General features: G+C 66.9%; 24 protein-coding genes. 11 read left to right on the top strand and 13 right to left on the bottom strand.

Annotated elements, in window-relative coordinates:
* The first annotated feature begins 158 nt into the window (after positions 1-158).
* Complete coding sequence (locus A5733_RS16095; RefSeq protein ID WP_076240826.1) at positions 159-1,238, top strand: PucR family transcriptional regulator ligand-binding domain-containing protein; 1,080 nt, start codon at positions 159-161, stop codon at positions 1,236-1,238.
* Positions 1,239-1,260: 22 nt separating this feature from the next.
* On the opposite strand, the gene A5733_RS16090 is transcribed toward A5733_RS16095, so the two are convergent.
* On the bottom strand, positions 1,261-2,217 hold the full coding sequence (locus tag A5733_RS16090; RefSeq protein ID WP_076240825.1) for a TauD/TfdA family dioxygenase: 957 nt from the start codon (positions 2,215-2,217) through the stop codon (positions 1,261-1,263).
* Between the two features lie 81 nt (positions 2,218-2,298).
* On the opposite strand from A5733_RS16090, the gene A5733_RS16085 reads away from it, so the two are divergent.
* From A5733_RS16085 to A5733_RS16075, 3 genes are all read left to right on the top strand, one after another.
* Positions 2,299-3,051 (top strand): IclR family transcriptional regulator, encoded by a 753-nt coding sequence (locus A5733_RS16085; RefSeq protein WP_083666236.1) that lies wholly within the window; start codon positions 2,299-2,301, stop codon positions 3,049-3,051.
* 79 nt (positions 3,052-3,130) lie between these two features.
* Positions 3,131-3,466, top strand: coding sequence for a hypothetical protein (locus A5733_RS16080; RefSeq protein ID WP_076240823.1), 336 nt, complete (start codon positions 3,131-3,133; stop codon positions 3,464-3,466).
* Positions 3,459-4,211 (top strand): hypothetical protein, encoded by a 753-nt coding sequence (locus A5733_RS16075; RefSeq protein ID WP_067765744.1) that lies wholly within the window; start codon positions 3,459-3,461, stop codon positions 4,209-4,211. The genes A5733_RS16080 and A5733_RS16075 overlap by 8 nt, the downstream gene beginning before the upstream one ends.
* Positions 4,212-4,221: 10 nt before the next feature.
* Here A5733_RS16075 and A5733_RS16070 read toward each other — a convergent pair whose 3' ends face one another.
* Positions 4,222-4,494: a hypothetical protein gene (locus A5733_RS16070; protein ID WP_142254026.1), complete on the bottom strand. Its 273-nt coding sequence runs from the start codon at positions 4,492-4,494 to the stop codon at positions 4,222-4,224.
* Positions 4,495-4,744: 250 nt separating this feature from the next.
* On the opposite strand from A5733_RS16070, the gene A5733_RS16065 reads away from it, so the two are divergent.
* Positions 4,745-5,659, top strand: coding sequence for an MBL fold metallo-hydrolase (locus A5733_RS16065; RefSeq protein ID WP_067765750.1), 915 nt, complete (start codon positions 4,745-4,747; stop codon positions 5,657-5,659).
* A 69-nt stretch (positions 5,660-5,728) separates the two neighbouring features.
* Positions 5,729-6,121, top strand: a complete 393-nt coding sequence (locus A5733_RS16060; protein ID WP_076240822.1) for a DUF488 domain-containing protein — start codon at positions 5,729-5,731, stop codon at positions 6,119-6,121.
* Here A5733_RS16060 and A5733_RS16055 read toward each other — a convergent pair.
* Both A5733_RS16055 and A5733_RS16050 read right to left on the bottom strand, forming a co-directional pair.
* Entirely contained in the window at positions 6,096-7,334 is a 1,239-nt protein-coding gene (locus A5733_RS16055; RefSeq protein ID WP_369830947.1) for a S1C family serine protease, read from the bottom strand. The genes A5733_RS16060 and A5733_RS16055 overlap by 26 nt on opposite strands.
* A 369-nt stretch (positions 7,335-7,703) precedes the next feature.
* Entirely contained in the window at positions 7,704-8,114 is a 411-nt protein-coding gene (locus A5733_RS16050; RefSeq protein ID WP_067765756.1) for a transglycosylase family protein, read from the bottom strand.
* Positions 8,115-8,609: 495 nt separating this feature from the next.
* On the opposite strand from A5733_RS16050, the gene A5733_RS16045 reads away from it, so the two are divergent.
* Positions 8,610-9,626 (top strand): TIGR03617 family F420-dependent LLM class oxidoreductase, encoded by a 1,017-nt coding sequence (locus A5733_RS16045; protein ID WP_067765759.1) that lies wholly within the window; start codon positions 8,610-8,612, stop codon positions 9,624-9,626.
* Positions 9,627-9,677: 51 nt separating this feature from the next.
* Here A5733_RS16045 and katG read toward each other — a convergent pair whose 3' ends face one another.
* Both katG and A5733_RS16035 read right to left on the bottom strand, forming a co-directional pair.
* Entirely contained in the window at positions 9,678-11,927 is a 2,250-nt protein-coding gene (gene katG / locus A5733_RS16040; protein ID WP_076240821.1) for a catalase/peroxidase HPI, read from the bottom strand.
* An 11-nt stretch (positions 11,928-11,938) separates the two neighbouring features.
* Entirely contained in the window at positions 11,939-12,394 is a 456-nt protein-coding gene (locus A5733_RS16035) for a Fur family transcriptional regulator (protein ID WP_067765836.1), read from the bottom strand.
* 66 nt (positions 12,395-12,460) lie between these two features.
* Here A5733_RS16035 and A5733_RS16030 point away from each other — a divergent pair, with 66 nt between their 5' ends.
* Both A5733_RS16030 and A5733_RS16025 read left to right on the top strand, forming a co-directional pair.
* On the top strand, positions 12,461-13,108 hold the full coding sequence (locus tag A5733_RS16030) for an FKBP-type peptidyl-prolyl cis-trans isomerase (protein WP_369830945.1): 648 nt from the start codon (positions 12,461-12,463) through the stop codon (positions 13,106-13,108).
* 35 nt (positions 13,109-13,143) lie between these two features.
* Positions 13,144-13,752: a bifunctional 2-polyprenyl-6-hydroxyphenol methylase/3-demethylubiquinol 3-O-methyltransferase UbiG gene (locus A5733_RS16025; RefSeq protein WP_067765765.1), complete on the top strand. Its 609-nt coding sequence runs from the start codon at positions 13,144-13,146 to the stop codon at positions 13,750-13,752.
* On the opposite strand, the gene A5733_RS16020 is transcribed toward A5733_RS16025, so the two are convergent.
* Positions 13,703-14,524: a thioesterase family protein gene (locus tag A5733_RS16020; protein WP_142254035.1), complete on the bottom strand. Its 822-nt coding sequence runs from the start codon at positions 14,522-14,524 to the stop codon at positions 13,703-13,705. The two genes, A5733_RS16025 and A5733_RS16020, sit on opposite strands and share 50 nt — an antisense overlap.
* A gap of 136 nt (positions 14,525-14,660) precedes the next feature.
* On the opposite strand from A5733_RS16020, the gene A5733_RS16015 reads away from it, so the two are divergent.
* Positions 14,661-16,022 (top strand): TIGR01777 family oxidoreductase, encoded by a 1,362-nt coding sequence (locus A5733_RS16015; RefSeq protein WP_076240819.1) that lies wholly within the window; start codon positions 14,661-14,663, stop codon positions 16,020-16,022.
* Here A5733_RS16015 and A5733_RS16010 read toward each other — a convergent pair.
* Together A5733_RS16010 and A5733_RS16005 are read right to left on the bottom strand one after the other, a co-directional pair.
* The gene (locus A5733_RS16010) at positions 16,012-16,533 is read right to left on the bottom strand and encodes a hypothetical protein (protein ID WP_076240818.1); all 522 of its coding nucleotides are present in this window, start codon (positions 16,531-16,533) and stop codon (positions 16,012-16,014) included. The two genes, A5733_RS16015 and A5733_RS16010, sit on opposite strands and share 11 nt — an antisense overlap.
* A 120-nt stretch (positions 16,534-16,653) precedes the next feature.
* Positions 16,654-18,000, bottom strand: a complete 1,347-nt coding sequence (locus tag A5733_RS16005) for an NAD(P)/FAD-dependent oxidoreductase (RefSeq protein WP_142254034.1) — start codon at positions 17,998-18,000, stop codon at positions 16,654-16,656.
* Positions 18,001-18,212: 212 nt separating this feature from the next.
* Here A5733_RS16005 and A5733_RS16000 point away from each other — a divergent pair, with 212 nt between their 5' ends.
* On the top strand, positions 18,213-18,449 hold the full coding sequence (locus A5733_RS16000; protein WP_076240816.1) for a hypothetical protein: 237 nt from the start codon (positions 18,213-18,215) through the stop codon (positions 18,447-18,449).
* 14 nt (positions 18,450-18,463) lie between these two features.
* Here A5733_RS16000 and A5733_RS15995 read toward each other — a convergent pair whose 3' ends face one another.
* The 4 genes from A5733_RS15995 to A5733_RS15980 form a co-directional block, all read right to left on the bottom strand.
* Positions 18,464-20,035, bottom strand: coding sequence for a threonine/serine exporter ThrE family protein (locus A5733_RS15995; protein ID WP_076240815.1), 1,572 nt, complete (start codon positions 20,033-20,035; stop codon positions 18,464-18,466).
* 73 nt (positions 20,036-20,108) lie between these two features.
* Entirely contained in the window at positions 20,109-20,777 is a 669-nt protein-coding gene (locus tag A5733_RS15990; protein ID WP_233152709.1) for a class I SAM-dependent methyltransferase family protein, read from the bottom strand.
* 198 nt (positions 20,778-20,975) lie between these two features.
* Positions 20,976-21,911, bottom strand: coding sequence for a PHB depolymerase family esterase (locus A5733_RS15985; protein ID WP_076240813.1), 936 nt, complete (start codon positions 21,909-21,911; stop codon positions 20,976-20,978).
* Between the two features lie 114 nt (positions 21,912-22,025).
* Positions 22,026-23,039 carry an alcohol dehydrogenase catalytic domain-containing protein gene (locus A5733_RS15980; protein ID WP_076240812.1) on the bottom strand — a complete coding sequence of 338 codons (1,014 nt, stop codon included), beginning with the start codon at positions 23,037-23,039 and terminating at the stop codon, positions 22,026-22,028.
* Positions 23,040-23,078 lie beyond the last annotated feature (39 nt).

Raw genomic sequence — 23,078 nt, 5'->3', positions numbered from 1 at the left:
CAGGTTCGTCGACACAATCTCTGTCGACGAGCCTGCCCTCTCCGCGCTGCAGAGGGCCCACCGACCGCTGGTACCGTCTTTCGCCGGGGGGCGGTGTGCCGCCGAGGTTTCGCCGACAGGAGCAACGGATAAGCGGGTAGATCAGGAGAAGGCGCGACATGTCTGAGGAATCGCCGCTGACCGTGGCGGCAGCCTTGACCGTGGCGCCCCTGGACCGGGGCTCGGTGATCGCCGGTCATCGTGGTTTGACCCGTGGGGTCGGCTGGGTGGACATCATCCATGCCCCCGCCGAATCGTTCATCCGTACCGGCGACCTCGTGTTGTGTACCGGCGCCGACATCCGTCAGCCCGGCAATCGGGAATTCCTCACGTACCTGGTCTCCTCCCCGGCCGCCGGACTCGTCTTGAGTCCTCCGCCCGAAGTCAGCGTCCGCGAACTTCTGAAATCGCTGGTTCCGCTGGCCGATCGTCACGAGTTCCCGGTGGTTCTGCTGCCCTGGGAGATCGCCTTCGCCGATGTGCAGAAGAATCTGCTCCCGCTGGTGAGCCCGTCGATCCCGGGAGCACGGGTGGAGATGGCCATCGGACGGCGCCAGCATGACGACCCCGGCTGGAGCGAACTCGCCGGCGCCTTCACCGAAGCCCTCCACGACCTGGCACTTGCCGCCGATCTCACCGTGAGTTCGTCGGTCACCGATGACTTGGTGATGAGCCACTTCACGCCGGCCCCGCCGGCAGCCACCGTCTCGGTGTTGGTCGCCTCGGCCCAGCGCCTCGGTGCGCTTCCCGAAGATCTCGTCAGTTGGGCAATGCTGCCGCCGGTCCGCGACCAGTCCGTCACCGTGACCGCAGCGGTGTCGCCGACCCTGCCCGAACGGCCCGCCGGCTCATGGCAATTCGCCGAGGTCCTGCGCCAGCACCCGCAGTCCATGGCGACGATCCTCGAGACGCTGCAGCCGCTGCTGGACTACGACCGCACCCGTCGGGGTCAGCTCGTCCACACGTTGGAGATCCTTCTGAACGAGGCCACCAACACCAGCGCAGCGGCACGAGCGCTGTACTTGAACCGGCACTCGTTGATCTATCGGATCAAGCTCATCGAGGAACTCACCGGACTGTCGCTCAAGGACCCCGCGGACCGCTTTCAGCTGGAGGTCAGTGTTCGCGTCCACCAGCTCAACGAGGCGCGTCCCGACGGTCACCGCGCCGGCCCGGAAACCACGGCCTGCTTACCCTGACCCCGGCGCACCGAGGTGTGGCTCAGACCGTCATCTCGAGGATCTTGTCGCCTTGGACGTTGCCCTCGAAGTAGCCCAGACCGTAGTCACCCTCGATCGTGGTGCGGTGCATGACGCGCGGCTCGTCCGGGTCGTGGCCGGTGACGGAGTGCAGCATCCGCAGGTTGTCCCAGATCACCATGTCGGTGGGACGCCACGTGTGGAAGTAAGGCCGGATGCCGGCCAGCATCTCCTTGCACACCGCCTCGAGGAGTTCGTCACCGACCGACGACTCATCGCCTTCGATGCCCTCGGCCATCCACGGTGACACGTGCAGAACCTTCTCGCCGGTGGCCCGGGTCCACACCGCGGGATGGATTGCGCGGGGAAGCTTCTTGCCGTAATCGATCGTCTTCTGCAGGGCCGCGTGCGGCTGGATCTCACGGAACCCGTCGGCGAGGCCGAAGCGCATTTCTGCGAAGCGCAGGTTCAGGGTGTAGATGATGTTGCGGTCCTCGATCTGCCGGCGTAACTGCGGCGACAGGTTCTTGTAAAGGTCGATGCCGTCGGCGAATCCGGTCTCGCCGCCCTGGCTGACACCGGTCACACACCGCAGGACGCCCGCGAGGTTCAATTCGTTGTTGTAGCAGTGGTCGAAGTGCCAGGGCAGCCACGACGTGACCTCCTTGCCGTCGACTTCGACGATGTTGCCCTCACGCGGCGCCTGGCCGATCTCGATGACGCCGGGATGCAACGCTCCCCCGGCCCGCGGCACGGTCGGTACCGGATGGTCCTTCAGCGGGCCGAACACCTTGCTGATCTCCACCTGGAGCCGGCCGTCGGGTTCGACCTCTTCGAACAGGATCATCCCGCGCTCCTGGAACACCCTTCGAAGACGGTCGCGGACCTGCGAATCCTCCAACACCGCGAGGGTGACGCCGGTGACCCGGGCGCCGAACGCGAGGTCATCCCGGAGGGGCCGGACGTGGATGGCTGACATGGCTTATTCCTCCTGGATCGACAGACGTCATATCAATATCTGATATGGTGGATCACTATTCAACATTAGCGAGGTGGACAGATGGCAGTCAAGGGCAGTTCGACAGCCGCGCGCGTGCTGACCGTGTTCGAGGCAGTCGCGGCCAACCAGCCCGTCGGCGTCGCCGCGCTTTCTCGGCTGCTGGGGATCGACAAGAGCGCCGTACAGCGCGCCCTCGTGACGCTCTCCGATCAGGGCTGGATCCAAGCGCGCGAGGAGCAGCTGACCCGATGGGAGACCACTGGACGCATCCTGAGCATCGCCCATAGTTCGCGCGCGAAATCCGACCTGCGCCACCGGATCCAGTACGCGCTCGAGCACCTCGCGGCGCAGACCGGTGAAACCGCGATGTTCAACGAACCGGACGGTCCGCACCTGGTGGTGTCACAAGTGGCGGAGAGTCGGCAGGCGTTGCGCATGGTGCCACGCATCGGTGCCATGGTGCCGGCACGCGAAAGTGCCACCGGGCGTGTCCTTTTGCCGTTCCTGAGCCAGGATCGGCAGATCGAACTGCTCGGCGAACTGCCCGACGCGGAGTTTCTGGCCCAACTCGACGCCTGCCGCACCCGCGGTTATGCCGCCAGTAGCGAGGTGAATGCGCCGTCCATGACCATCGCAGCACCCGTATTCGAAGCCGACGGCCGCCCGATCGGCGCGGTGGCGATCAGTGGCCCGGCCGAGCGCATGCCGCCCGACAGCCACCCACGCTTGGCGGACTTGGTATGCCAAACAGCGAATCAGCTGTCACGTCGTGTTCCGCCGCCGCCCGATCAGGGTGATCTTCCCTACCCGTGATGGGACTCCTTGATGGGCATTACCCTATTTGGGTATTACCCAATTGTGTCGTGGTGAGTAGTATGGCGTCAGGAGGTAGATGATGAGCAGCCCACAGCGCGCCAGGCATTTCGTCACCGAGGTCGAGGTCGATCCGCGGCGTCGTGTTTCGCTGGGCAAGGCCGGCAAGCCCGGTCACCGTCGCTACCGGGTGGAGGAAGACGACATGGGCGTACTCACACTGACCCCCGTGGTCAGCGTGCCGGTCACCATGATCGCCGATCGCCTACGCAAGGCGGTCGCCCTCGCCGACGCCGGTGACCTGCGTCCACGTCCGGAGCGGTCCCGTTCCCAGCCGGAGGACGCCGTGCCCGGGAAAGACCGTGCACCTGCAGCCCGGCGGTCTCGCACCGCAACCACGCGCCGACGTGCCTGACGGCGACGGGCCGCTGACTTCCGAACGACCGTTCCCGGGACCGACGACGCCGCTGGCTCGCGCCGGTCGCGGCTATACGCGCTGCGCTGTCGGCTTCATCGACACTCTCGGCGCCAAGACCTTCGCCGGCAGCGAGAAGTTTCTCAACGCGCTGGCCTACATGGTCGACCTGCAACAGAAAGTGGCCCAGGCCCAACCCGGCGGAGCCGTGCGCACGGTGTACTTCTCCGACAACATCGGCGCGTCGATCCCCCTGGCGGGGCTCGACGCCACCAGTGAGAAGCGCGCGGTGTGTCAGCTGCTACGCCTGCTGGCCGGCATCCAGCTGTACTACCTGCGCGACTTCGGGATCCTGTGTCGCGGCGGGGTGGTCGTGGGTGACTGCTTCCACAGCCCGAACATGATCTTCGGTCCCGCGCTCGTGCAGGCCTACCTGCTGGAAGGCAGAGCGGTGAGCCCGCGCATCGCGGTTTCCGACGAGATCGCCGCGCTCGCCGGCGATGACGTGGTGGCATTGCTTCCACCCGAACCGCTCGTCGAACACGGCCGGACGATCGGCACTGCCCGTGCAATCGACTTCATGCGCGCCGAGTGCCCCGGCGAGCCGGGACAGACAGAGTATTTGGCACAGCTGCGGACCGTCATCGCGGCGATGTTGAATCAGTCGGACGCGGCGGCACGCCCGAAATGGGAGTGGACCGCACACCGGCTCGCCACACTCGAGGCCGCTCTCTCGGCTCCCTGAGCCGACCTCGTCAGTCGTCGAACACGAAATCGAGCACGATGGCGCCCCGGTCGGCATCCAGCGACCAGTAGATCCACAGGCTCGGTGAGCCGGCTTCGATCAAGGTGCGACGGATCGCGCGGTCCACACCGGGCAGCGCGACCGGCTCTGCGGCCGCCCACGCGTCGTCGGACTGGAACTCGATGTCGTCGAGGATCTCCCTGGCACGCAACACCATCGCCATCCGATGGTGTGGCTCGAACAATGCGTCCCACGACTCCTCAGCTAGTTCCGTCCACCACACGCCGGAATGCTACCGCGGCCATCCGACACCGGGCCGCAGGCTCCGGCGCAGGCGTCGAGAACGGCAGTTCCGGAAAAGGAAGGACCTCCGCTGCCAAAAATGTTCGGCCACAACGGTTTAGACGAGATTCCGCCCGACAGGCGCGCCGACCGTACTTCACTGGATAGTTCCGGCGACGCCACGGCGTTCAACGTCACGACAGGTCATTTGCACCATGTCGTCGGGAACAGCCACTCAGGAGGAGAACAGGATGAGCGTGGACAGCGTGTCGCACCTTGGCAGCCAGGGTATCGACGAGTTGGTTCCGTCACGGTACGCGGTGCAGGTCGGCAACATCGAGGTACTGGTGATCAGCGATGGCGTACTGCCGATTACCGCGTCGACGTTGGCCACCAACGCCGACTCGGCGGATCTGGCGGGCTGGCTCGGGGACAATTTCCTGCCGCCGGACGTCGTCGACTGGCCGCTGAACGTCGTCGTGGTCCGTAGCGGCGATCGGACCATCCTGGTCGACGCCGGACTCGGTCTGGAATTCCCGGACTTTCCGCGGGCCGGACAGACCGCCATGCGTCTGGAGGCCGCCGGTGTCGATCTGGGATCGGTCACCGACGTGGTGCTCACCCACCTGCACATGGACCACGTCGGCGGGTTGCTCACCGACGGGGTGAAAGAACGGCTGCGCCCCGATCTGCGGGTACACGTCGCCACCGCGGAGGCCGAGTTCTGGGAAGCCCCCGATTTCTCGCATACCACCATGCCGCAGCCGATACCGGACGTGCTGCGGACCGTCGCCTCGCGTTTCTTGGACGGATACCGTAGCCAACTGCGGCCTTTCGAGACCGAATACGAGGTGGCACCGGGAGTCCTCGTGAGTCGCACCGGTGGACACACCCCCGGGCACAGTGTCGTCCGACTGGAGTCCGGCGGCGATCGTCTGACGTTCGCCGGTGATGCCGTCTTCGCCCCGGGATTCGACAATCCTGAGTGGCACAACGGATTCGAACACGACCCAGAGGAAGCGGCCCGCGTACGGGTGAACCTGCTGCGGGAGTTGGCCGCGACCGGCGAGTCGCTGGTCGCCACTCACCTACCGTTCCCGTCCGTCTGCCGGGTCGCGGTCGCCGGTGACGCCTTCCGGTGTGTGCCGGCCGTCTGGGATTACTGATCTCGCGGCCACCTCACGTCAGGTCCGATGGTGGACCTGACGTGAGGTAGAAACGATGAGGAGGCGACGATGGCTGACTCACCACATCAGGTTCGGATACGCCGGGTCTACGAGGATCCGAGTCCGGACGACGGTGCACGGATTCTGGTCGACCGGCTGTGGCCGAGGGGGGTGAGAAAGGACCGCGCGGCTCTCGACGAGTGGTGCAAACAGGTGGCGCCATCCACCGACCTGCGCAAGTGGTATGGCCACGACCCGGCGCGCTTTGCGGAGTTCAGCCATCGGTACCAGGCCGAGCTTGTCGAGCCCGAACGTGCCGCCGGGCTCGACCATCTACGGGATCTGGCGAAGAGGGGCACCGTGACGTTGCTGACGGCGACCAGGGATCCACAGATCAGCGAGGCCGCCGTACTGGCGGAGCTGATCGCCGGGAAGTTCAGGCCTGCGTCTGACCCAGAGTGACATCCAGGGTGCGGGATGCCCCCGACGGGTCTTCGTACGTCAGCGTGACGGTGTCACCCGGTGCCTTGGCATGCACGGCCGCGACCAACGCGTCCGGACCGTCGATCACCTGGCTGTCGACCTTCGTGATCACCGACCCCTGGGGTAGACCCGCCTGCGCCGCCGGGCTGCCCTCGACGACTCCGGCCACCGCCGCACCATGGGTGTCGGCATCGGCGAGCTGCACACCAAGCGAGGCATGCTGAACCGTCCCGGTCGAAACCAATTCGTCGGCAATGCGTTTGGCCTGATCGACCGGAATCGCGAAACCCAGGCCGATCGATCCGGCCGGCCCGCCCTGCGACCCTTGCCCACCGCCCAGTGAGGCGATCGCCGAGTTCACGCCGATGAGGTCGCCGTTCATGTCCACCAGCGCACCTCCCGAGTTGCCCGGGTTGATCGCCGCATCGGTCTGAATGGCACTCATCACCGAATGCTGGCCGGTCTGCCCGTCACCGGTGACCACCGGGCGGTTCAGGGCGCTGATGATTCCGGTGGTGACCGTCCCCTGCAGGCCCAGCGGTGAACCGATCGCCACGACGTTCTGCCCCACCTTCAGATCCTTCGACGAGCCGATGCTGATCGGGGTGAGCCCAGAGATGTTCTGCGCCTTCACCACCGCGATGTCGTCGGCAGGGTCGGTGCCGATCACCGTGAACGGCACCGTGCGTCCGTCAGAGGTGGTCACCGTCGCCGCCATGGCACCGCCCGTCCGTCCCGACGGATTGGCCGAGGGGCCATCGGGGGCAAACGGATTGTCTCCGGGGAACAGTCCGCGCGGCAGGCCGGGGAACTGACGATCAGGTGACGCCTCGGCGGCCAGGGGTCCCCGACCGCCGGCGCCTTGCGCGGCCGAGGCGACCACGTGGTTGTTGGTCAGAATCAAACCGTCTTCGCTCAAGACGATGCCGGACCCTTCCTCACGTCCGCGCCCCGTCTCGATCTGCAACTTGACCACGCTGGGCAGCACCTTGGCCGACACTTGCTCGACCGTGCCGGCGGGAGCGGTGTTCTTCGGCTGCCCGGGAGCAGCGCCGATTGCCGGCGACGGCTTGGCGGCGTGGTCGGCGGCCGGGGCCTGCGCCACCGGTGTGGTTTGCCCGGCATGGTCCATCACGGCGACCGCCGACACCGCACCGGTTGCCATCGCCACCGCGGCCGTGCCGGCAACCAGCACGCCGGCGCGAGACTTCTTCCTCGGCTGCGGATGATCCGGCACCAGTGGCTCTTCGAACTTCTGGGTGATCTCGGGATGCAACCCGTAAGGCGGAGAGGGCTGTCGATACCCCGCGCGGCTCCACGGACTCGGATTATGTTGACCCGTCATGTGATTCGTTTCACGCCCAGAGTTGCTGTGCTGCGACGGCTGCGCCGACCATTGATCCATCAAAATTGCTTCTTCCCTTGCGACACCGACATATATGCGCCATGCCGGCGCCTACGTAGATGTTGCAGTGACCTACTGAGCGTTTGCTGAGAATGAGTTCGGCGCTGCCCAAGACTTTTTCGCCGTCGACGGCTGACGGCGTGGCGACCGTTGCGTTCAGGCCAACGGATTGAGCACCAGAGTGCACAGTCGAGGAAGGTTGGCCAACGGAATCCAGGCCACCAACTGACGGCAGGTTCCGGTGGCCATACCGATGGGGCCGCCGCAGACCGGCCACGCGCCGAGACCTTGCGTCTGCAATACGTTGCGCGCCACCCGGATCTGCTCCTCGCGTGAAGCGGCGGCCGGTGACCCCGTTCCGCCGTGTGAGGCCCACGTGGCCGGGGTGAACTGCAGCCCACCGTAAAACCCGTTGCCGGTGTCGGCCGACCAGTTTCCGCCCGATTCGCATTGGGCCATCGCATCCCAGTTCGGTTCTGCGCCGGCAGGCGGGACGGTCAAGACTGTCTGCGCCAGGGCCATCGCGCCGACGAAGGCGACCACCGTGGCGATCTTGCGCGTACGCATGTCGACCCCCTCCTGGCGTTGTACGCCGAAGCGCACGCCGGTTAAGGCAAGGGCGAGAGATTGTTGCTCCACCCCATCGTGGTACGGAGCTTACCCATGGGATGAAAGTAAAAAACACGTGCTAGAGAGTCTTATTATCTTCTCTGAGTTTATTTAATAGTTATGCGCCTAGTGGGGCAGATGAGTCGAACAACGGCCCCTGTCAGGACGCGATACTGTCCAGGTCAGGGCCATGAGCGACGCTCACAATCGGCGTTCCGTCAGCCCCGTGAAATTTGAGTCAAATGTGAATTCAGATCTGCAAGTGAACAAAGGGAGAAGAATTTCCCCTGTGACTCATGTGCTAATTGAGATAGTTGTGGCCGCTGTTGCAGAACGTTGCTCGCTGCGCCCGTTTCACCGGGCGGCGCGGCAGCCGCCCGAATTGCCGAGGCGCCCCGATAAAACGGTTCACTTCCACCGTCGCGCGGGTGCTGGGCACGTACGCTCCCCCACGTGTACGTCGACGTGATGACCGTTCCGCAACCGTTGGCCCGAATCGGTGAACTCGCCCGTCGCACCCAGGCCGCCGGATTCGCCGGCCTGCTGCTCACCGAGACCGGTCGCACGGCATACCTCAACGCCGCGGTCGCCTCTCAAGCTGCGCCCGGCCTGACCCTGTCGACCGGTGTCGCCGTTGCCTTTCCGCGCAGCCCGTTCATCACCGCAGCCTCGGCATGGGAACTCCAGGAAGCCACCGGCGGGAGATTCCGACTGGGCATCGGCACCCAGGTCCGCACGCACGTCGTACGCCGTTACGGAATGCCGTTCGAACACCCCGGCCCGCGCCTGCGCGATTACGTGTTGGCGGTCAGGGCCTGTTTCGCCGCCTTCCGGACCGGAAAGCTGGACCATCACGGCGATTTCTACAACCTCGACTTCATCACTGCGCAGTGGAGTCCCGGCCCGATCGATGCGGCCGACCCCAAAGTCGATGTCGCTGCAGTGAATCCGTGGATGCTACGGATGGCCGGTGAGGTCGCCGATGGTGTGCACATCCATCCGATCGGAGAACCCGGCTACATCACCCGCCATGTGCTGCCCAACCTGGCGGCCGGCGCAGCGAAGGCCGGCCGGTCGGTTGCCGACATTGCCAAGATCGTGCCGGTCATGACGATCGTCGGTGACAGTGATGCCGAACGGGCCCATGAGCGCGAGTTGGTCCGGGCCAGCATGAGCTTCTACGGAAGCACGCCGAACTATGCGTTCATCTGGGACGAGGCCGGCTTCGAGGGAACCACCGCGCGACTTCGGGAGAAGCAGAAGGCCGGGGACCTCGCAGGCATGGCGGCCCAGATCACCGACGACCACATCGCTGCGTTCGCCACCGAGTCGACCTGGGACGGATTGGCCGACGCATTGTCCGCCAAGTACCAGGGCGTCGCGACGCGCATCGTGCTCTACAACGCCCTGGCCGGGCCCGATCGTCTCGAACGCTACGGAGAAATTGCGCGGCAGCTGTCGGCGGTGTGATCGAAACGGGCTTTCGCGCCGGCCGACCACATCGCCGAAAAGCCGCCCCGCTCAGTCGAGATCGAACCGGTCGTTGTTCATCACCTTGACCCACGCCGCGACGAAATCCTCGACGAACTTGCCCTTGTGGTCGTCCTGCGCATAGACCTCGGCGATGTTGCGCAACACCGAATTCGAGCCGAACACCAGATCGTTGGCGGTGGCCGTCCACTTGGTCGCACCCGTGGCACGGTCTTTGACCTCGTAGACGTTCTCGGTGTTCTCCGAAGGTTTCCACTCGTTGCGCATGTCGACCAGGTTGACGAAGAAATCGTTGGACAGCACACCCGGCTTGTCGGTGAACACACCGTGCTTGCTGCCGCCGTGATTGACAGCCAGCGCGCGCAATCCGCCGACCAACACCGCCATCTCGGGAGCGGTGAGGTTCAGGAAATACGCCTTGTCCACCAACAGCTGTTCGAGCGGCGCCTTCTCCCCGGGGCGGAAGAAGTTACGGAAGCCGTCGGCACGGGTCTCGAGCACCGCGAACGACTCCACGTCGGTGTTCTCCTGCGTGGCGTCGGTGCGCCCCGGGGCGAAGTGGACGTTGATCTCGTAACCGCCCTCCTTGGCTGCCTTTTCGATCGCCGCGGACCCGGCCAGCACGATCAGGTCGGCCAGTGACACTTTCTTGCCGCCGGCCGCCGAGCCGTTGAAGTCCTGCTGGATTTGTTCGAGCACCGGCAGCACCTTGTCCAACTCGGACGGCTCGTTGGCCTCCCAGCGCCGCTGCGGCTCCAGCCGGATCCGCGCGCCGTTCGCCCCGCCGCGCTTGTCGGTACCGCGGAAACTCGACGCCGCCGACCATGCCGTCTTCACCAGCTGTTGTACCGTCAGGCCGGACCCGAGCACCTTGTCCTTCAACCCGGCGATGTCCTGCTCGTCGATCAACGGGTGATCGACATCGGGCACCGGGTCCTGCCACAGCTGCGGCTCGGGGATCCACGGACCGAGATAACGACTGACCGGGCCCATGTCGCGGTGCATCAACTTGTACCAGGCCTTGGCGAACGCCTCGTCCATCTCCTCGGGATGATCGAGCCACCGGCGGGTGATCTCGCCGTAGATCGGATCCACCCGCAGCGACACATCGGTGACTAGCATGGTCGGCTTGCGCTTCTTGTTGGGATCGAACGGGTCCGGGATGATCTCCGGCGAGTCCTTGGCCTCGAATTGCCAAGCTCCGCCAGGGCTTTGGGTCAGTTCCCACTCGTGGCCGTAGAGCGTCTCTAAAAAGCTGTTGTCCCACTTGGTCGGTGTGGGCGTCCAGACGACCTCGAGACCGCTGGTGATGGTGTCGCCGGCCTTGCCGGAGGCGAAGGCACACTTCCAGCCCAGACCCTGCTCCTCGATCGGGGCGCCCTCGGGTTCCGGGCCGACCAGGTCACCGTCACCGGCACCGTGGGTTTTGCCCAGCGTGTGACCGCCGACGATCAGCGCCGCGGTTTCCTCGTCGTTCATCGCCATCCGGCCGAAGGTCTCACGGATGTCGTGGGCCGCGGCAACTGGATCCGGCTTGCCTTCGGGGCCTTCGGGATTGACGTAGATCAACCCCATCGTCGTCGCACCGAACGGCTGTGCCAGTCGGCGGTCGGACTCGTTGGTGCCGCCGTAGCGCTGATCGGTGCCCAGCCAGGTGTCCTCCTGACCCCACAGCATTTCCTCTGGCTCCCAGATGTCCTCACGCCCGAAGGCGAAGCCGAACGTCGTGAACCCCGCTCCCTCCAACGCGGCGTTACCGGCGAACGCGATCAGATCGGCCCAGGAGATCTTGTCGCCGTACTTCTGCTTGATCGGCCACAGCAGTCGCCGGCCCTTGTCCAGATTCGCGTTGTCCGGCCAGCTGTTGAGTGGGGCGAACCGCTGACTGCCTTCACCGGCTCCGCCGCGACCGTCGAAGATGCGGTACGTCCCGGCGGCGTGCCAGCTCATCCGGATGAACAGGCCGGCGTAACTGCCGTAATCAGCCGGCCACCAGTCCTGTGAGGTGTTGATCAACTCGATCACGTCGCGTTTGAACGCCTCGACGTCGAGCTGCGCGAACGCCTCGGCGTAGTTGAAGGATTCGCCGAGCGGGTTGCCTTTGTTGTTCTGCCGGTGCAGCACCGACACGTCGACCTGCTCGGGCCACCAGTCACGGTTGGTCAGCGGCGCATGGGCTTTTGGCTTCGGCGAATCGATGACCGGATTCTCGGACTCACTGTGGCTGTGGGTTTCGGCGTCGGAATGGGGCGGACGGGCATCAGAGGTATCGGCAGGCATTGCATTCCCTTTCATCTCCGGCTGACGGGGCTGCCATCAGGATCTTTAGAACGCGAACAATCGGGGCACAGGCCCCAATAGATGACCTCGGCCTCGTCGATCTCGAAACCGTTGTCATCTGATGCGGTCAGGCATGGAGTTGCGCCGACCGCGCAATCCACGTCGGCGATGACGCCGCACGACCGGCATACGACGTGGTGGTGGTTGTCGCCGACCCGCGTCTCATAACGGGCCAACGAACCGCTCGGCTGTATCCGGCGTACCAAACCGGCCGCGGTCAACGCGTTCAGCGCGTCGTAGACGGTCTGATGGGAAACGTCCGGGAGGTGCGCCCGGGTGGCGCGAATGATCTGCTCTGTTTCGGCATGTGGATGCTCACCCACCGCATCGAGAACCGCCAGCCGGGGGCGGGTTACGCGGAGCCCGGCCGAGCGCAACATGTCTGCGAACTCGAGGCCATCAGCCATCACTTCGAGTGTGGCGACCAATTTGGAAGGAATCAAGGTTCCGGCTCGGATCAACGCAGATGTAGCGTGGCGACCGTGAATTCCTCTCGTCTGTCTTCTTCCCTGGCACTCGCGGCGTGCGCCGCCTCGTTGTCCCTCGCGCTCGCTGGCTGCGGGTCGGATTCCGACACCTCGTCGAGCGCATCGCCGACCAGCACAACCTCGGTCGGAGACGTCCTCACACCGTCCATCGCCGAGACCGCGACCGAAGCCCGAACCTGTCCGACGGCGGCCCCGCAGAATGCGGGCACGCCCGAGTGGACGCTGTCCGGTGCCACCGGCAGTGTCGCCGTCACCGGCTCGACCGACAGCGCGGCACCTGTGGTCAAGGTGGACGGACCGTTCAGCGTGACGGAGACCCAGGTGCACACCCTCACGGCCGGCGACGGGCCGGTGGTCTCACCGACGGCCAACGTCTCGGTCTGCTACATGGGTGTCAACGGACGGGACGGCTCGGTCTTCGACAGCAGCTACGAACGCGGCGAGCCGGTCGACTTCCCACTTACCGGTGTGGTGCCGGGCTTCCAGAAGGCCATCTCGGGGCAGAAGGTCGGCTCCACGGTCGCCGTCGCCATGACTTCCGCGGACGGCTACCCCGAGGGCCAGCCGGCCGCGGGAATCCAGCCGGGCGATTCGTTGATCTTCGCGATCAAGATCCTCGACGCCAGGGGCTGAGCAGCAGCACGCCGGCCGCTTGCGACAATGCTCGTATGGTCGAGCAGAGTCTCTGGATGCAGAAGGTCGCGGCCGATCCCGGGCACTCGCATTGGTACGTCGAGCGCTTCCGTGCGATGGCGCGTGCCGGGGAGGACCTGGCCGGGGAGGCTCGTCTCGTGGATGCCATGGCCTCGCGTCAGGCCCGCATCCTCGACGCCGGCTGCGGGCCCGGCCGGGTGGGCGGTTACCTGGCCGAGGCAGGGCACCAGGTGGTGGGCGTCGACGTTGACCCGGTGCTGATCGAGGCCGCCGAGCAGGACCACCCGGGCCCGCGCTGGCTCGTCGGCGACCTTGCCGAACTCGACCTGCCCGCGCGCGGCATCGCCGATCCCTTCGACGTCATCGTCTCGGCCGGCAACGTGATGGCCTTTCTCGCCCCGAGCACGCGGGTTCAGGTGCTGACGCGGCTGCGCGCCCACCTCGCTGACGACGGTCGGGCGGTGATCGGATTCGGCGCCGGCCGAGAGTACGAGTTCACGCAATTTCTCGACGATGCCCGAGCGGCGGGGTTCGCCCCCGACCTGTTGCTGTCGACCTGGGATCTGCGTCCCTTCAACGAGTCGTCGGACTTTCTCGTCGCGGTGCTTGTCCGTTCGGACTGAAGTTGAAATTGGCCACGGCAGTGGACAATCCGGTACCGATCAGGCCAAGGGTGTCGTAAAGGCTCGCGCTGCCGGTGGCCACCCCGTCAGCACTGGTGTGCGTCACCGCGGCCATCCCGATGTACGGACCGACCGGCAGCCTGCTGAGCGCCAAGGTGTAGTCGGCGTTGATGAACGCCAGCCCGGCCGAACTGAAGTTGGTCATCGAACTGGTGACGTCGACTGCCAGGGCGGCTCTGATGAAGGGTGTGAGCTCTTCACCGGCCACGAGCTCGCGGACCTCACGCAGCCACGCGTAGCGGGGACCGGCCTGCTGCCACGGGAACCCCTCGCCGGTCCACTCGGGATCCGGCCCGTATGCCTTGATGAACATCGGCACCGCGTCGTCGAACTGCGCCGGTTCGTCAGGCGGCGCCGGCAAGTCGAGCGGGGCCGACCAAAATTCGCCGTCAGGTTGTGTGCCGCGCCGTAGGTACAACGCGGACCCGCGGGCCACCAGCTCTCCGTCCTGCGTCATCGCCGCATCCACCGACTGCATTCGTGCGCCGGTCCGCACCACCGAAGCGCTGACCCGAACCGGCGCACTGGCCACGCGGCGCAAGATCTCCACCGTGAACCGCGCCGGCTGCAAATCGTCGTCGGTGACGAGCTGTTCGACTGCGCGGGCCAGCAGGCCGCCGACGACCTGGCCGCCGAGTGTCGGCCCCCAGCCGCCGTGGGCGATCTTGTTCGGGGTGAACCCGTCGTCACCGCTCACGAAGAACGGCGTCATCGCCATGCGCTCCACAGACCCACCTTCCACCGGCACCTCAAGCACGTACGGACTCTATTACAGAAAGCCCTACAGTTGATGCGACCTTACGGTCGTCGGCCCAGACGGCGGATTTTGCCGGCGTAGCGTCGGATCGATGGGATTGGTGTACTCCAGCGTCATCGACGCCCCACGCGATGAAGTCTTCGCCTGGCACGCCCGGCCGGGCGCGTTCACCAGGCTGTCGCCGCCATGGCAATCGCTGCACCTCAAATCCGAGGCTGTCTCACTGCGAGATGGTCGCGCCGAACTCGCCCTGCCCGGCGGGCTGCGGTGGGTGGCCGCGCACCAGGCCGACGCCTACGACCCACCCAGGCGGTTCGCCGACAAGATCGCCAGTGGCGGGCTCGCGTCGCTTCCGGCCGCTGTGACGGTGCGCTGGAACCACATTCACGACTTCGATGCCGTCGGCGACAACCGCACCAGGATGACCGACCGGGTCGATACCCCGGTGCCCGGCCGGTTCCTGCGACCGATGTTCGTCTACCGTCATCGGCAACTGGCCGACGATCTGGCCACCCACCAACGCGCCCGGGCCCACGGAGTGGCACCGCTGACTGTCGCGGTCACCGGGGCATCCGGACTGGTCGGTACGGCACTGACCGCATTCTTGAGCACCGGAGGCCACCGGGTCATCCGGTTGGTACGCCGCGCGGCCACGAAACCCGATGAGCGGCAATGGAACCCGAACGACCCGCACCCTGACCTGCTCGCCGGTGTCGATGCCGTCATCCACCTGGCGGGCGCGTCGATCGCCGGGCGCTTCACCGAAGGACACCGCCACGCGATCCGCGACAGCCGTGTCGAGCCGACCCGGCGGCTCGCCGAACTCATCGCGCGTACCGATGCCGGCCCCCGGATTCTTCTCAGCGCCTCGGCGGTCGGCTTCTACGGCCACGACCGTGGCGACGAGGTGCTCACCGAGACCGCGGAACGCGGTGAGGGATTTCTGGCCGACGTGGTCGCCGACTGGGAGGACAGCCTGGCACCGGCCGAGCGGCGCGGCATACGGGTGGTGCGCATTCGCACCGGAATTGTGCAGTCGCCGCGCGGCGGCACGCTACGGCTGTTACGTCCGCTGTTCGCCGCCGGTTTCGGTGGCCGCATCGGTGACGGCCGGCAGTGGCTGCCGTGGATCGGCATCGACGATCTGATCGACATCTATCACCGGGGCCTATGGGACGACGCACTGTCAGGACCGATCAACGCGGCGGCGCCGAGCCCGGTGCGCAACGCCGAATACACCGACGCGCTCGGCGCCGTGCTGCACCGCCCGACGGTTCTGCCGGTCCCGGTGTGGGGGCCGCGGCTGTTACTGGGCGAGCAGGGTGCCCGGGAACTGGCCTGCGCGAGCCAGCGTGCGATGCCGGCGCGGCTGCAGGCGGCCGGTCACCACTTCCGTCACCCCGACCTGAAACAGGCCCTGGGCCACGTCTTGGGACACCCCGCTACGGCGTAGGAGCTGCCGGAGGCGCCGCCGGCCGCTGCCCCGGGGTGTTGTTGTACTCGTACCCCGGCGGTGGCGGCCCGTTCAACGAGTAATAGCCGGGCGGCAGCGGTGGACCGGCCGGTTCGGAGCCCGGTGGCGGCTCAGTCATCGGAGTCTCCGAGCCGGGGGCGTTGATCGATACATAGCCGGGCGGCAACGGCGGCGGCGGACCCGCGCCCGGCGGCGGCGCGACCCCCTGGGGCGCTCCCCCGCCGCCTTGGAAGCCGTATGGATCGTGGGCTTGGTGCCACAGATCGCGCAACGTGCCGATCGGGCCGGAACCGTATTGACCGGAACCGTATTGCGGGTTCGCGATCTCGGGAACCTGCGGCGGACCGGCCGGGGCCGGCGGCGGCGGTGCTGCCAGTGCCGGATCGACCGGGGCGGGCGCCGGCTCGGGCACAGCCGGGTCGGCGGCGGCCGGGGCCGCCGTAGCCAGCGCGGCTGCGACGAGGGTCAGCCCCGCGATGGCGCGCTTCATCCCGCTGACCGAACGGGTGGCGCGGCGCGCGTCAGTGGTCAATCCGGCGGTCCTCTCTGTCAACACCGCCGGCACATCTACCAGGAGAACCGGGCGGTCCGTGCATCGTCGCACACCGCGCTACCGTTCGCCCTCCACCTGCGCCTGCGGCGGCGGTGTCGGCGCATCCCACACCGTCCAGGTGTAGTGCTGCTCGGGCGACCCGGCGGAACCGAGCATGAATGCCCGATGCCCGCGGTTGGCGCGGGCGATGGTGACCATCCAGGTACTCACCGTGCTGATCCGGTTTCTGACCCCGGCCAGGAACGCGATATGGATGAGCCCCCAAGCCAGCCAGCCGAAAAAGCCGGCGATCTTGACCGGACCGACCTGCAGCAGCGCCTGCCCGCGAGCGATGTACGCCGCCGAGCCGAGATCGCGGTAGCGGAATGGCCGCCGGGACTTCCCGGCAAGCTCGCGCCGGATGCACGATGCCACGTGGAGCCCGCCCTGCATCGCGTTCTCGGCCACCCCGGGCAGGTGGTCACGGCCGGCGAGGTCGCCGATGACAAAGACCTCGGGATGGCCGGGCACGGAAAGATCCGGGCCGACCGCGATTCGTCCGCTACGGTCCGACTCAGCCCCCAGCACCTTTGCCACGTGGCGGGCGAACGGTACGGCCTCGACACCGGCCGTCCACAACACAGTCCGCACCGCGTACTGCTCATCCGGGCCATCGCCTTTCGGGCTGGCGGTCACCCCGGCTTGGTCGACGTCGGTCACATGCACACCCATGTGCAGCTCGACGCCGAGATCCTGCAGCGACCGTGTCGCCTTGTCCGCCAGCTCCGGGGCGAAGGACTTCAACACCCGCTCACCGCCGTCGAACAGCAGCACCCTGGCTTCTTCGGGTTCGATGCTATGGAACTCGTTGGCCAAGGTGCGCGTGGCCATCTCGCGAATCTGACCGGCGAGTTCGACACCGGTCGGCCCGCCACCGGCGACGGCGAAGGTGAGCCAGCCATCGCGCTCCGGCCCCGGCGGCAGCGTCTCGGCGATCTCGAAGGCGGTGAAGATCCGCTGACGGATGTGCAGCGCGTCGTCGAGGGTCTTCATCCCCGGTGCCCACTGAGCGAAGTGCTCGTTGCCGAAATAGGACTGTTGCATGCCCGCGGCCACGACGAGCACGTCGTAGTCGATGGTGAACGTCGTCTCGTCGGGCCGCCGGGCGGTCAGCCGGCGAGTGTCGGGGTCGACGTCGATGGCTTCGCCGAGCAGGGTGGTGACGTTGCGGTGCCGCTCGAATTCCTCACGCAACGGGCGGCTGATCTGTCCGAGGCTCAATGTCCCGGTGGCGCATTGGTAGAGCAGCGGTTGGAACAGATGTCCGGCCGACCGGTCGAGCACAGTGACGTCGACGTCGACGCCGCCCAACCGACGCGCACAGAACATGCCGCCGAATCCCCCACCGATGATCAACACCTTCATTCGACTGTTGCCCACACTTAGGAGGTTAACCATCCGTCCCGGAATTGAATCGGCGTCAGAGCGGCGCAGTTTCGGATCTGGGAGCAGACCGCGCCGAACGGGTCCATCATGACTCGTATGGCAGTCATCACGCCGGGGGTGCCGGATCAATCGGTTCGATTGGCTAAGCTTCTGGTGTCGAAGTTCGATCTCAAGCACCGAGGTGGGCATCCATGTTCCTGAGCAAGGCAACCCTGGCGAGTATCGCGGCTATTGGCGTGGTCGGGGCCGCCGTCGGCCTCGGCACGGCCACCGCGAACGCCGAACCGGACCCGAGTCTCCCGCCGCCGCCCAACGCGCCGAAGAAGCCGGCCGAGACGTGGCAGGGTCACCCGATGGTCTGGTGGAACCTGCCTGCGGGCGGCCACTGGGGCGTGTGGATCAACGGCGACTTCCTTCCGTTCACCTGATCCGAGGGGCAGGTTCAGGAGCCGGGCGCGTCGTCGCTGTCGCCGTCGGCGTCACTGTCCGGTTCCTGTGCGGGTGGCGCCTCGAGCGGGACGCTCTCGGCGCGCTGTACACCGACCGCCGCGGTGTTCTCCGCCGGCCGCAGTCGCACCACCCGTCCGACGGCCCGTCGGACCCCGGGCGGTCCCTCGATCCGGAAGAAATCGCCGATCCGTCCGGCGCCGTAGCGCAGCGGTGAGCCGAGCAACTCACCCATCACCACACCACTGCCCAGTGCCAACGCGGTGGCCGCCGCGGTCAACAGGTAGGCCAGCCCCTGGCCGAACTTCTCGTCGACGGCGAAGGCGAACACCGCCCAGAACACCGGCAGACCGGGGAGCATCGGCATGATGCCGGCGGTCGCGGTCACCAGAGCCGGGGACTGCCGGCGAATCGAGATCAACGTGGCGATGAAGCCGACCCCGATCGCGGCCACACCGGTGGCCGCCCACTGTCCGAACCCGGCAGTGCCCAGGCCGATCAACGTCAGCTCGGCCAGCCCGGCGGCCAGCCCCGCGGTGAGCAGCGAACGCAGTGGCGCATAACTGGCCAGCGTCAAGCAGACCCCGGCCAGCGCCGCACCGGCGACGGCCAGCACGATGTGCAGCGGATCGCTGGGGATGATGAAGGTGCCGGGCGCATTGACGTGCAGTTCGATTCCGACGCCGAGCAGTGTGGCGGCCTGCAGCGCACCGACGATGCCGACCACGATGCCCGCGGTGAGGAACACCGCGTCGCCGAGGCGGGCGACCGCGGTGACCATGTAACCGGTCAACGCGTCCTGCACCGCACCGACCAGGGTCATCCCGGACAGCAACACCACGATGCCCGTGGCGACCAGCGCACTGAGACCCTGACCGGTGTATTGGTAGGCCGCCAACGCCACCAGCGTGGCGATGGCCGCGCCGACGGCGTGCTGGAAGAAGAACGGGGTCCCGATCCGGTTCAGCACCCGGCCGACCCGGTCGATCGCGGCGGCGGTGACACTGGCCAACAGACAGGTCAACCAGTTGCCGCCCATGAGCATCGCGATGCCCAGCGCGAAACCGGCCCAGCCGGCAGTGGCCAGCCAGCGTGGGAAGGGGTGCGGGCTCTCGGTGAGCTCGTCCATCGCCTCGTGTGCCTCGTCGACGGCGATACCGCCCGAGGTGATGCGCCGCACCAGGCGGTCGAGTTCGGCCAGCCTGGTGTAGTCGGTGGATCTGGTGCGGACCGAGCGCATGATCGTGACCGGAGGGCTGTCGGCAGTCGGCAGCGCCGACACAATGATCGTGGCGACGGTGATGTCGACGACGCAGTCGGTGAGCCGGTAGGCCTGCGCCACGTCTTGGGCGGTGGCCACGACATCGGCGGTACCCGAGCCCGAGGAGAGCATCACTTCGGCGAGCCGGATGGTCAGATCGAGCACCTTGCGGGTATGTACGTCGCCCATACCGGCCGACGTCCGGCTGCGCCGACCGGCGACCGGTGCGGGGTCACGCCGCCCACGCAGGGCCATACGCAGCCCACCGCGCAGGCGGGCCCTGCCGTTCAACCCTTCCTCAGTCATCTTTGAGCAGACTACTGATGAACCGGCGGCTGCCGGTGGAGGCTCGGGTCTGTGTGCCCGGTGGGGCCGACCGTCAGGTCGCGGGACTGCGCTGCGCGTCAGCGGCGCGGATCACATCCGAGCCGACGAAGGTGAAGATCCGGGCGCCGGAGGTCAATGGTTGCGACGCTCCGGTGAACCGGTGGGCGCCGACGCCGTAGCTCACCTCCGGCGGCGAGACCCAGACCAGGTCGAAACCGCGCTCGTCAAACCAGTTGAGGATCAACGGGACTCGGTCGGGAACCGAGCGACCCCTGGTCCACAGCACGGTGCCGCCCGGTTTCGTCAACTGCGGCAAAAAGCCGATCGTCCCCGCGATGTCCTCGTCGGTGATGTTTCCGAAGATGCCGCACACCACCACGATGTCGGCGGGCACCAGCTCCTGGTAATGGTCGATGAGCGACGCATCGCCGGTAACCACCTCGACACCGGTGAGCCCGTAGGCGTTCACTGTCTCGGAGGCGACCGCGGCGTTGCGCGGGTCAAGTTCGACCAGGCGCGCGCGGACGTCTGCCCGTCGCGGGTGATCGATCAGCACCTCGAGGAGGTCTCGGCCCTGTCCGGCGCACAGGCTGACCACCTGCAGCGGACCGGCCGGGGCCTCGTCCAAGGCTTGCCTGATCAGCGTCTGCACGGCCCGGAGCCGGTGCGCCAAAGCCGAATCCGGACGGTCGTAGTCCTCATGCCAGCTGTGCCAATCCACGGCCGAAACCCTAACGCCGCACAACCTGTGCATCCCCGCGTCGCGCCGACGCAGGCGTGCGCAGACTTGACGAGCACGGGACGCGTGGCGGATCTTAATCCTGCTGTGACACATAGCTATTCACTCACCGCCCGATCGTCGCCTCCGGGTCACGGCGGGATTAACGCGGCCTGAGCGATATTGGCCCTCGGGCGGCGACTATCGCCCGTGGGAGGCGAAAAATTGAGCGGAGGCATCCGAGGCGTCGAAGGCCCGGCTGGCCGCGCCGACGGCCTGCACCGGCAGGATCTCGGGAACACCGGGCCAGGTGTGCCCGCCACCGTCGACCCGCATGAACACCACCGACGTGCCTGCTGCGCAGCCGTCCGAGGCGATGCGGTGCGTCTCGGTGCCGTCGCCGGTGCTGGGCAGCACCTCGTCCGAGGGTGCCGGGCAACCGTTTATCTGTCGCCACCGGTCCACCAACGCCGACCCGGACAACACCGTGCTACCGCCACCGCGACCGGTCATCGGTCCACCGTTGAACGGCACGACGGGGTCAGCCGTGCCGTAGGTGGCAAGCACCGACACCGGCCGAGACGGCTGACAACCCACATTGGAGCCGAGGGTGCCCGCAACGGGTGCGATTGCCGCGAACAGGTCCGCACGGTCGCAGGCCAACCGGTTGGCCATGAATCCGCCCGCCGACAGACCGGTGGCATATACCCGGCCACGCGGGATGCCGTTCTCGGCGACGATCCGGTCGACCAGTGTTGCGATGAAACCGACATCATCGATGCCCTGCCGGTCGGGCACCGAGGCGCCGCGGCCGTCGGCCCAGCTGTAGTCGATGCCGTCGGGATAGACGACGGCGAACCCATGGGCGTCGGCGACCGCGTCGTAATGGGTCAGGGCGGCCTGATCGGCGCCCGTCGCACCGGCGGCGTGCAGGTTGACGACGAGTCCCGAGGGTGCGCCGCCACCCGCCGGTAGGTGCAGCCGATACGTGCGCATCAGGCCGCCGAAGTCGATCTGCGCGGCGGGCAGCGGGGCCGCCGCGGCCGGTGTGATCCCGACAGCGCAGCACGCCGACACGAGGAGGGCTGCCGATACCGCCGCGTGGGCGATCATTGTTGCCATCCGATTCCACACCATCGCGGCCCCCACCGATACGTCGTCCAGCAAACGAGATTCCGACGCTACCTGTTCGCTGTGAATGATGGGGCCGGATAACCGGATTCCTCGTGCCCGACCGATCGCGTGGTCAAGTCACATGGTCAAGATCATGCGGTACCGCGCCCGCCCCTGCTCCATCGCGGCGTACGCAGCTGCGGCGTCGTCGAGCGGCCGTTCCTCGATCCGGGCCCGCACCCCGGTCAGAACCGCGAAATGCATCGTCTCCTCGACGTCGCGCGCGGTCCCCGACGGGTGGCCCGAAATGCTCAGCGCCGGCTGGATCAGTTGCACCGGGCTGATCGGCAACGGATCGGCCGACACCCCGATCGCGACCAGCTCGCCTCGTGGCGCGAGCCCGCCGACCGTCTCGGCCATCGCCTGCGAGTTGCCCACGGTGGCCAGAACCACTGCGGCACCGCCCAAGTCACGCAACGCCGCACTGACGTCGCCAGCGGTGGAGTCGATGTAATGCCGCGCCCCGAGCGAGCGGGCATCGGCTTCTTTGTCCGGGCCACGGGCGATGGCAACCGTCTCGAAGCCCATCGCGTCGGCGAACTGCACGCCGAGATGGCCCAAGCCGCCCACCCCGAGGACCGCGACCAGATCACCTGCCACCGCACGGGTATGGCGAAGCGCGTTATAGGTGGTCACCCCGGCACACCCCATGGGGGCTGCCTCGGCGAACGACAGCTCGTCCGGGATCCTGGCAAGGGCGTTGGCCGGCACGGTCACCGACTCCGCATAACCGCCGGGGTAATGCAGGCTCGGTATCTGTCCCCGCTCACAGTGGATGAAAAGACCCTTGCGGCACGGGATGCAGACGCCGCAGTGCCCACCGAACCATCCGATCGCGACACGATCACCGACCGCGAAATCGCTTACTGCCGAACCAATTTCGGCGATCGTGCCGGCGATCTCATGGCCCGGGGTCAGCGGCCAGCTGATGCCCGGGAACCCGCCGTTGACGATCGCGCGGTCGGTGCCGCAGACCCCGCAGGCCGCCACCGCCACCCGGACCTGTCCGGCTTCGGGTGCGACGCTCTCGGCCGCGACGAGTTCCAGAGCACCGCCTGCCGACTGGACATGAACAGCTCGATGGGTAGACATGGTGCAATCCTGGCTGGCCAGGCGCGATTTGGCCAGGGT

Source organism: Mycobacterium sp. NS-7484, assembly GCF_001953975.1.
Classification (GTDB): Bacteria; Actinomycetota; Actinomycetes; order Mycobacteriales; family Mycobacteriaceae; genus Mycobacterium.
This window is presented reverse-complemented; position numbering and strand designations above follow the sequence as displayed.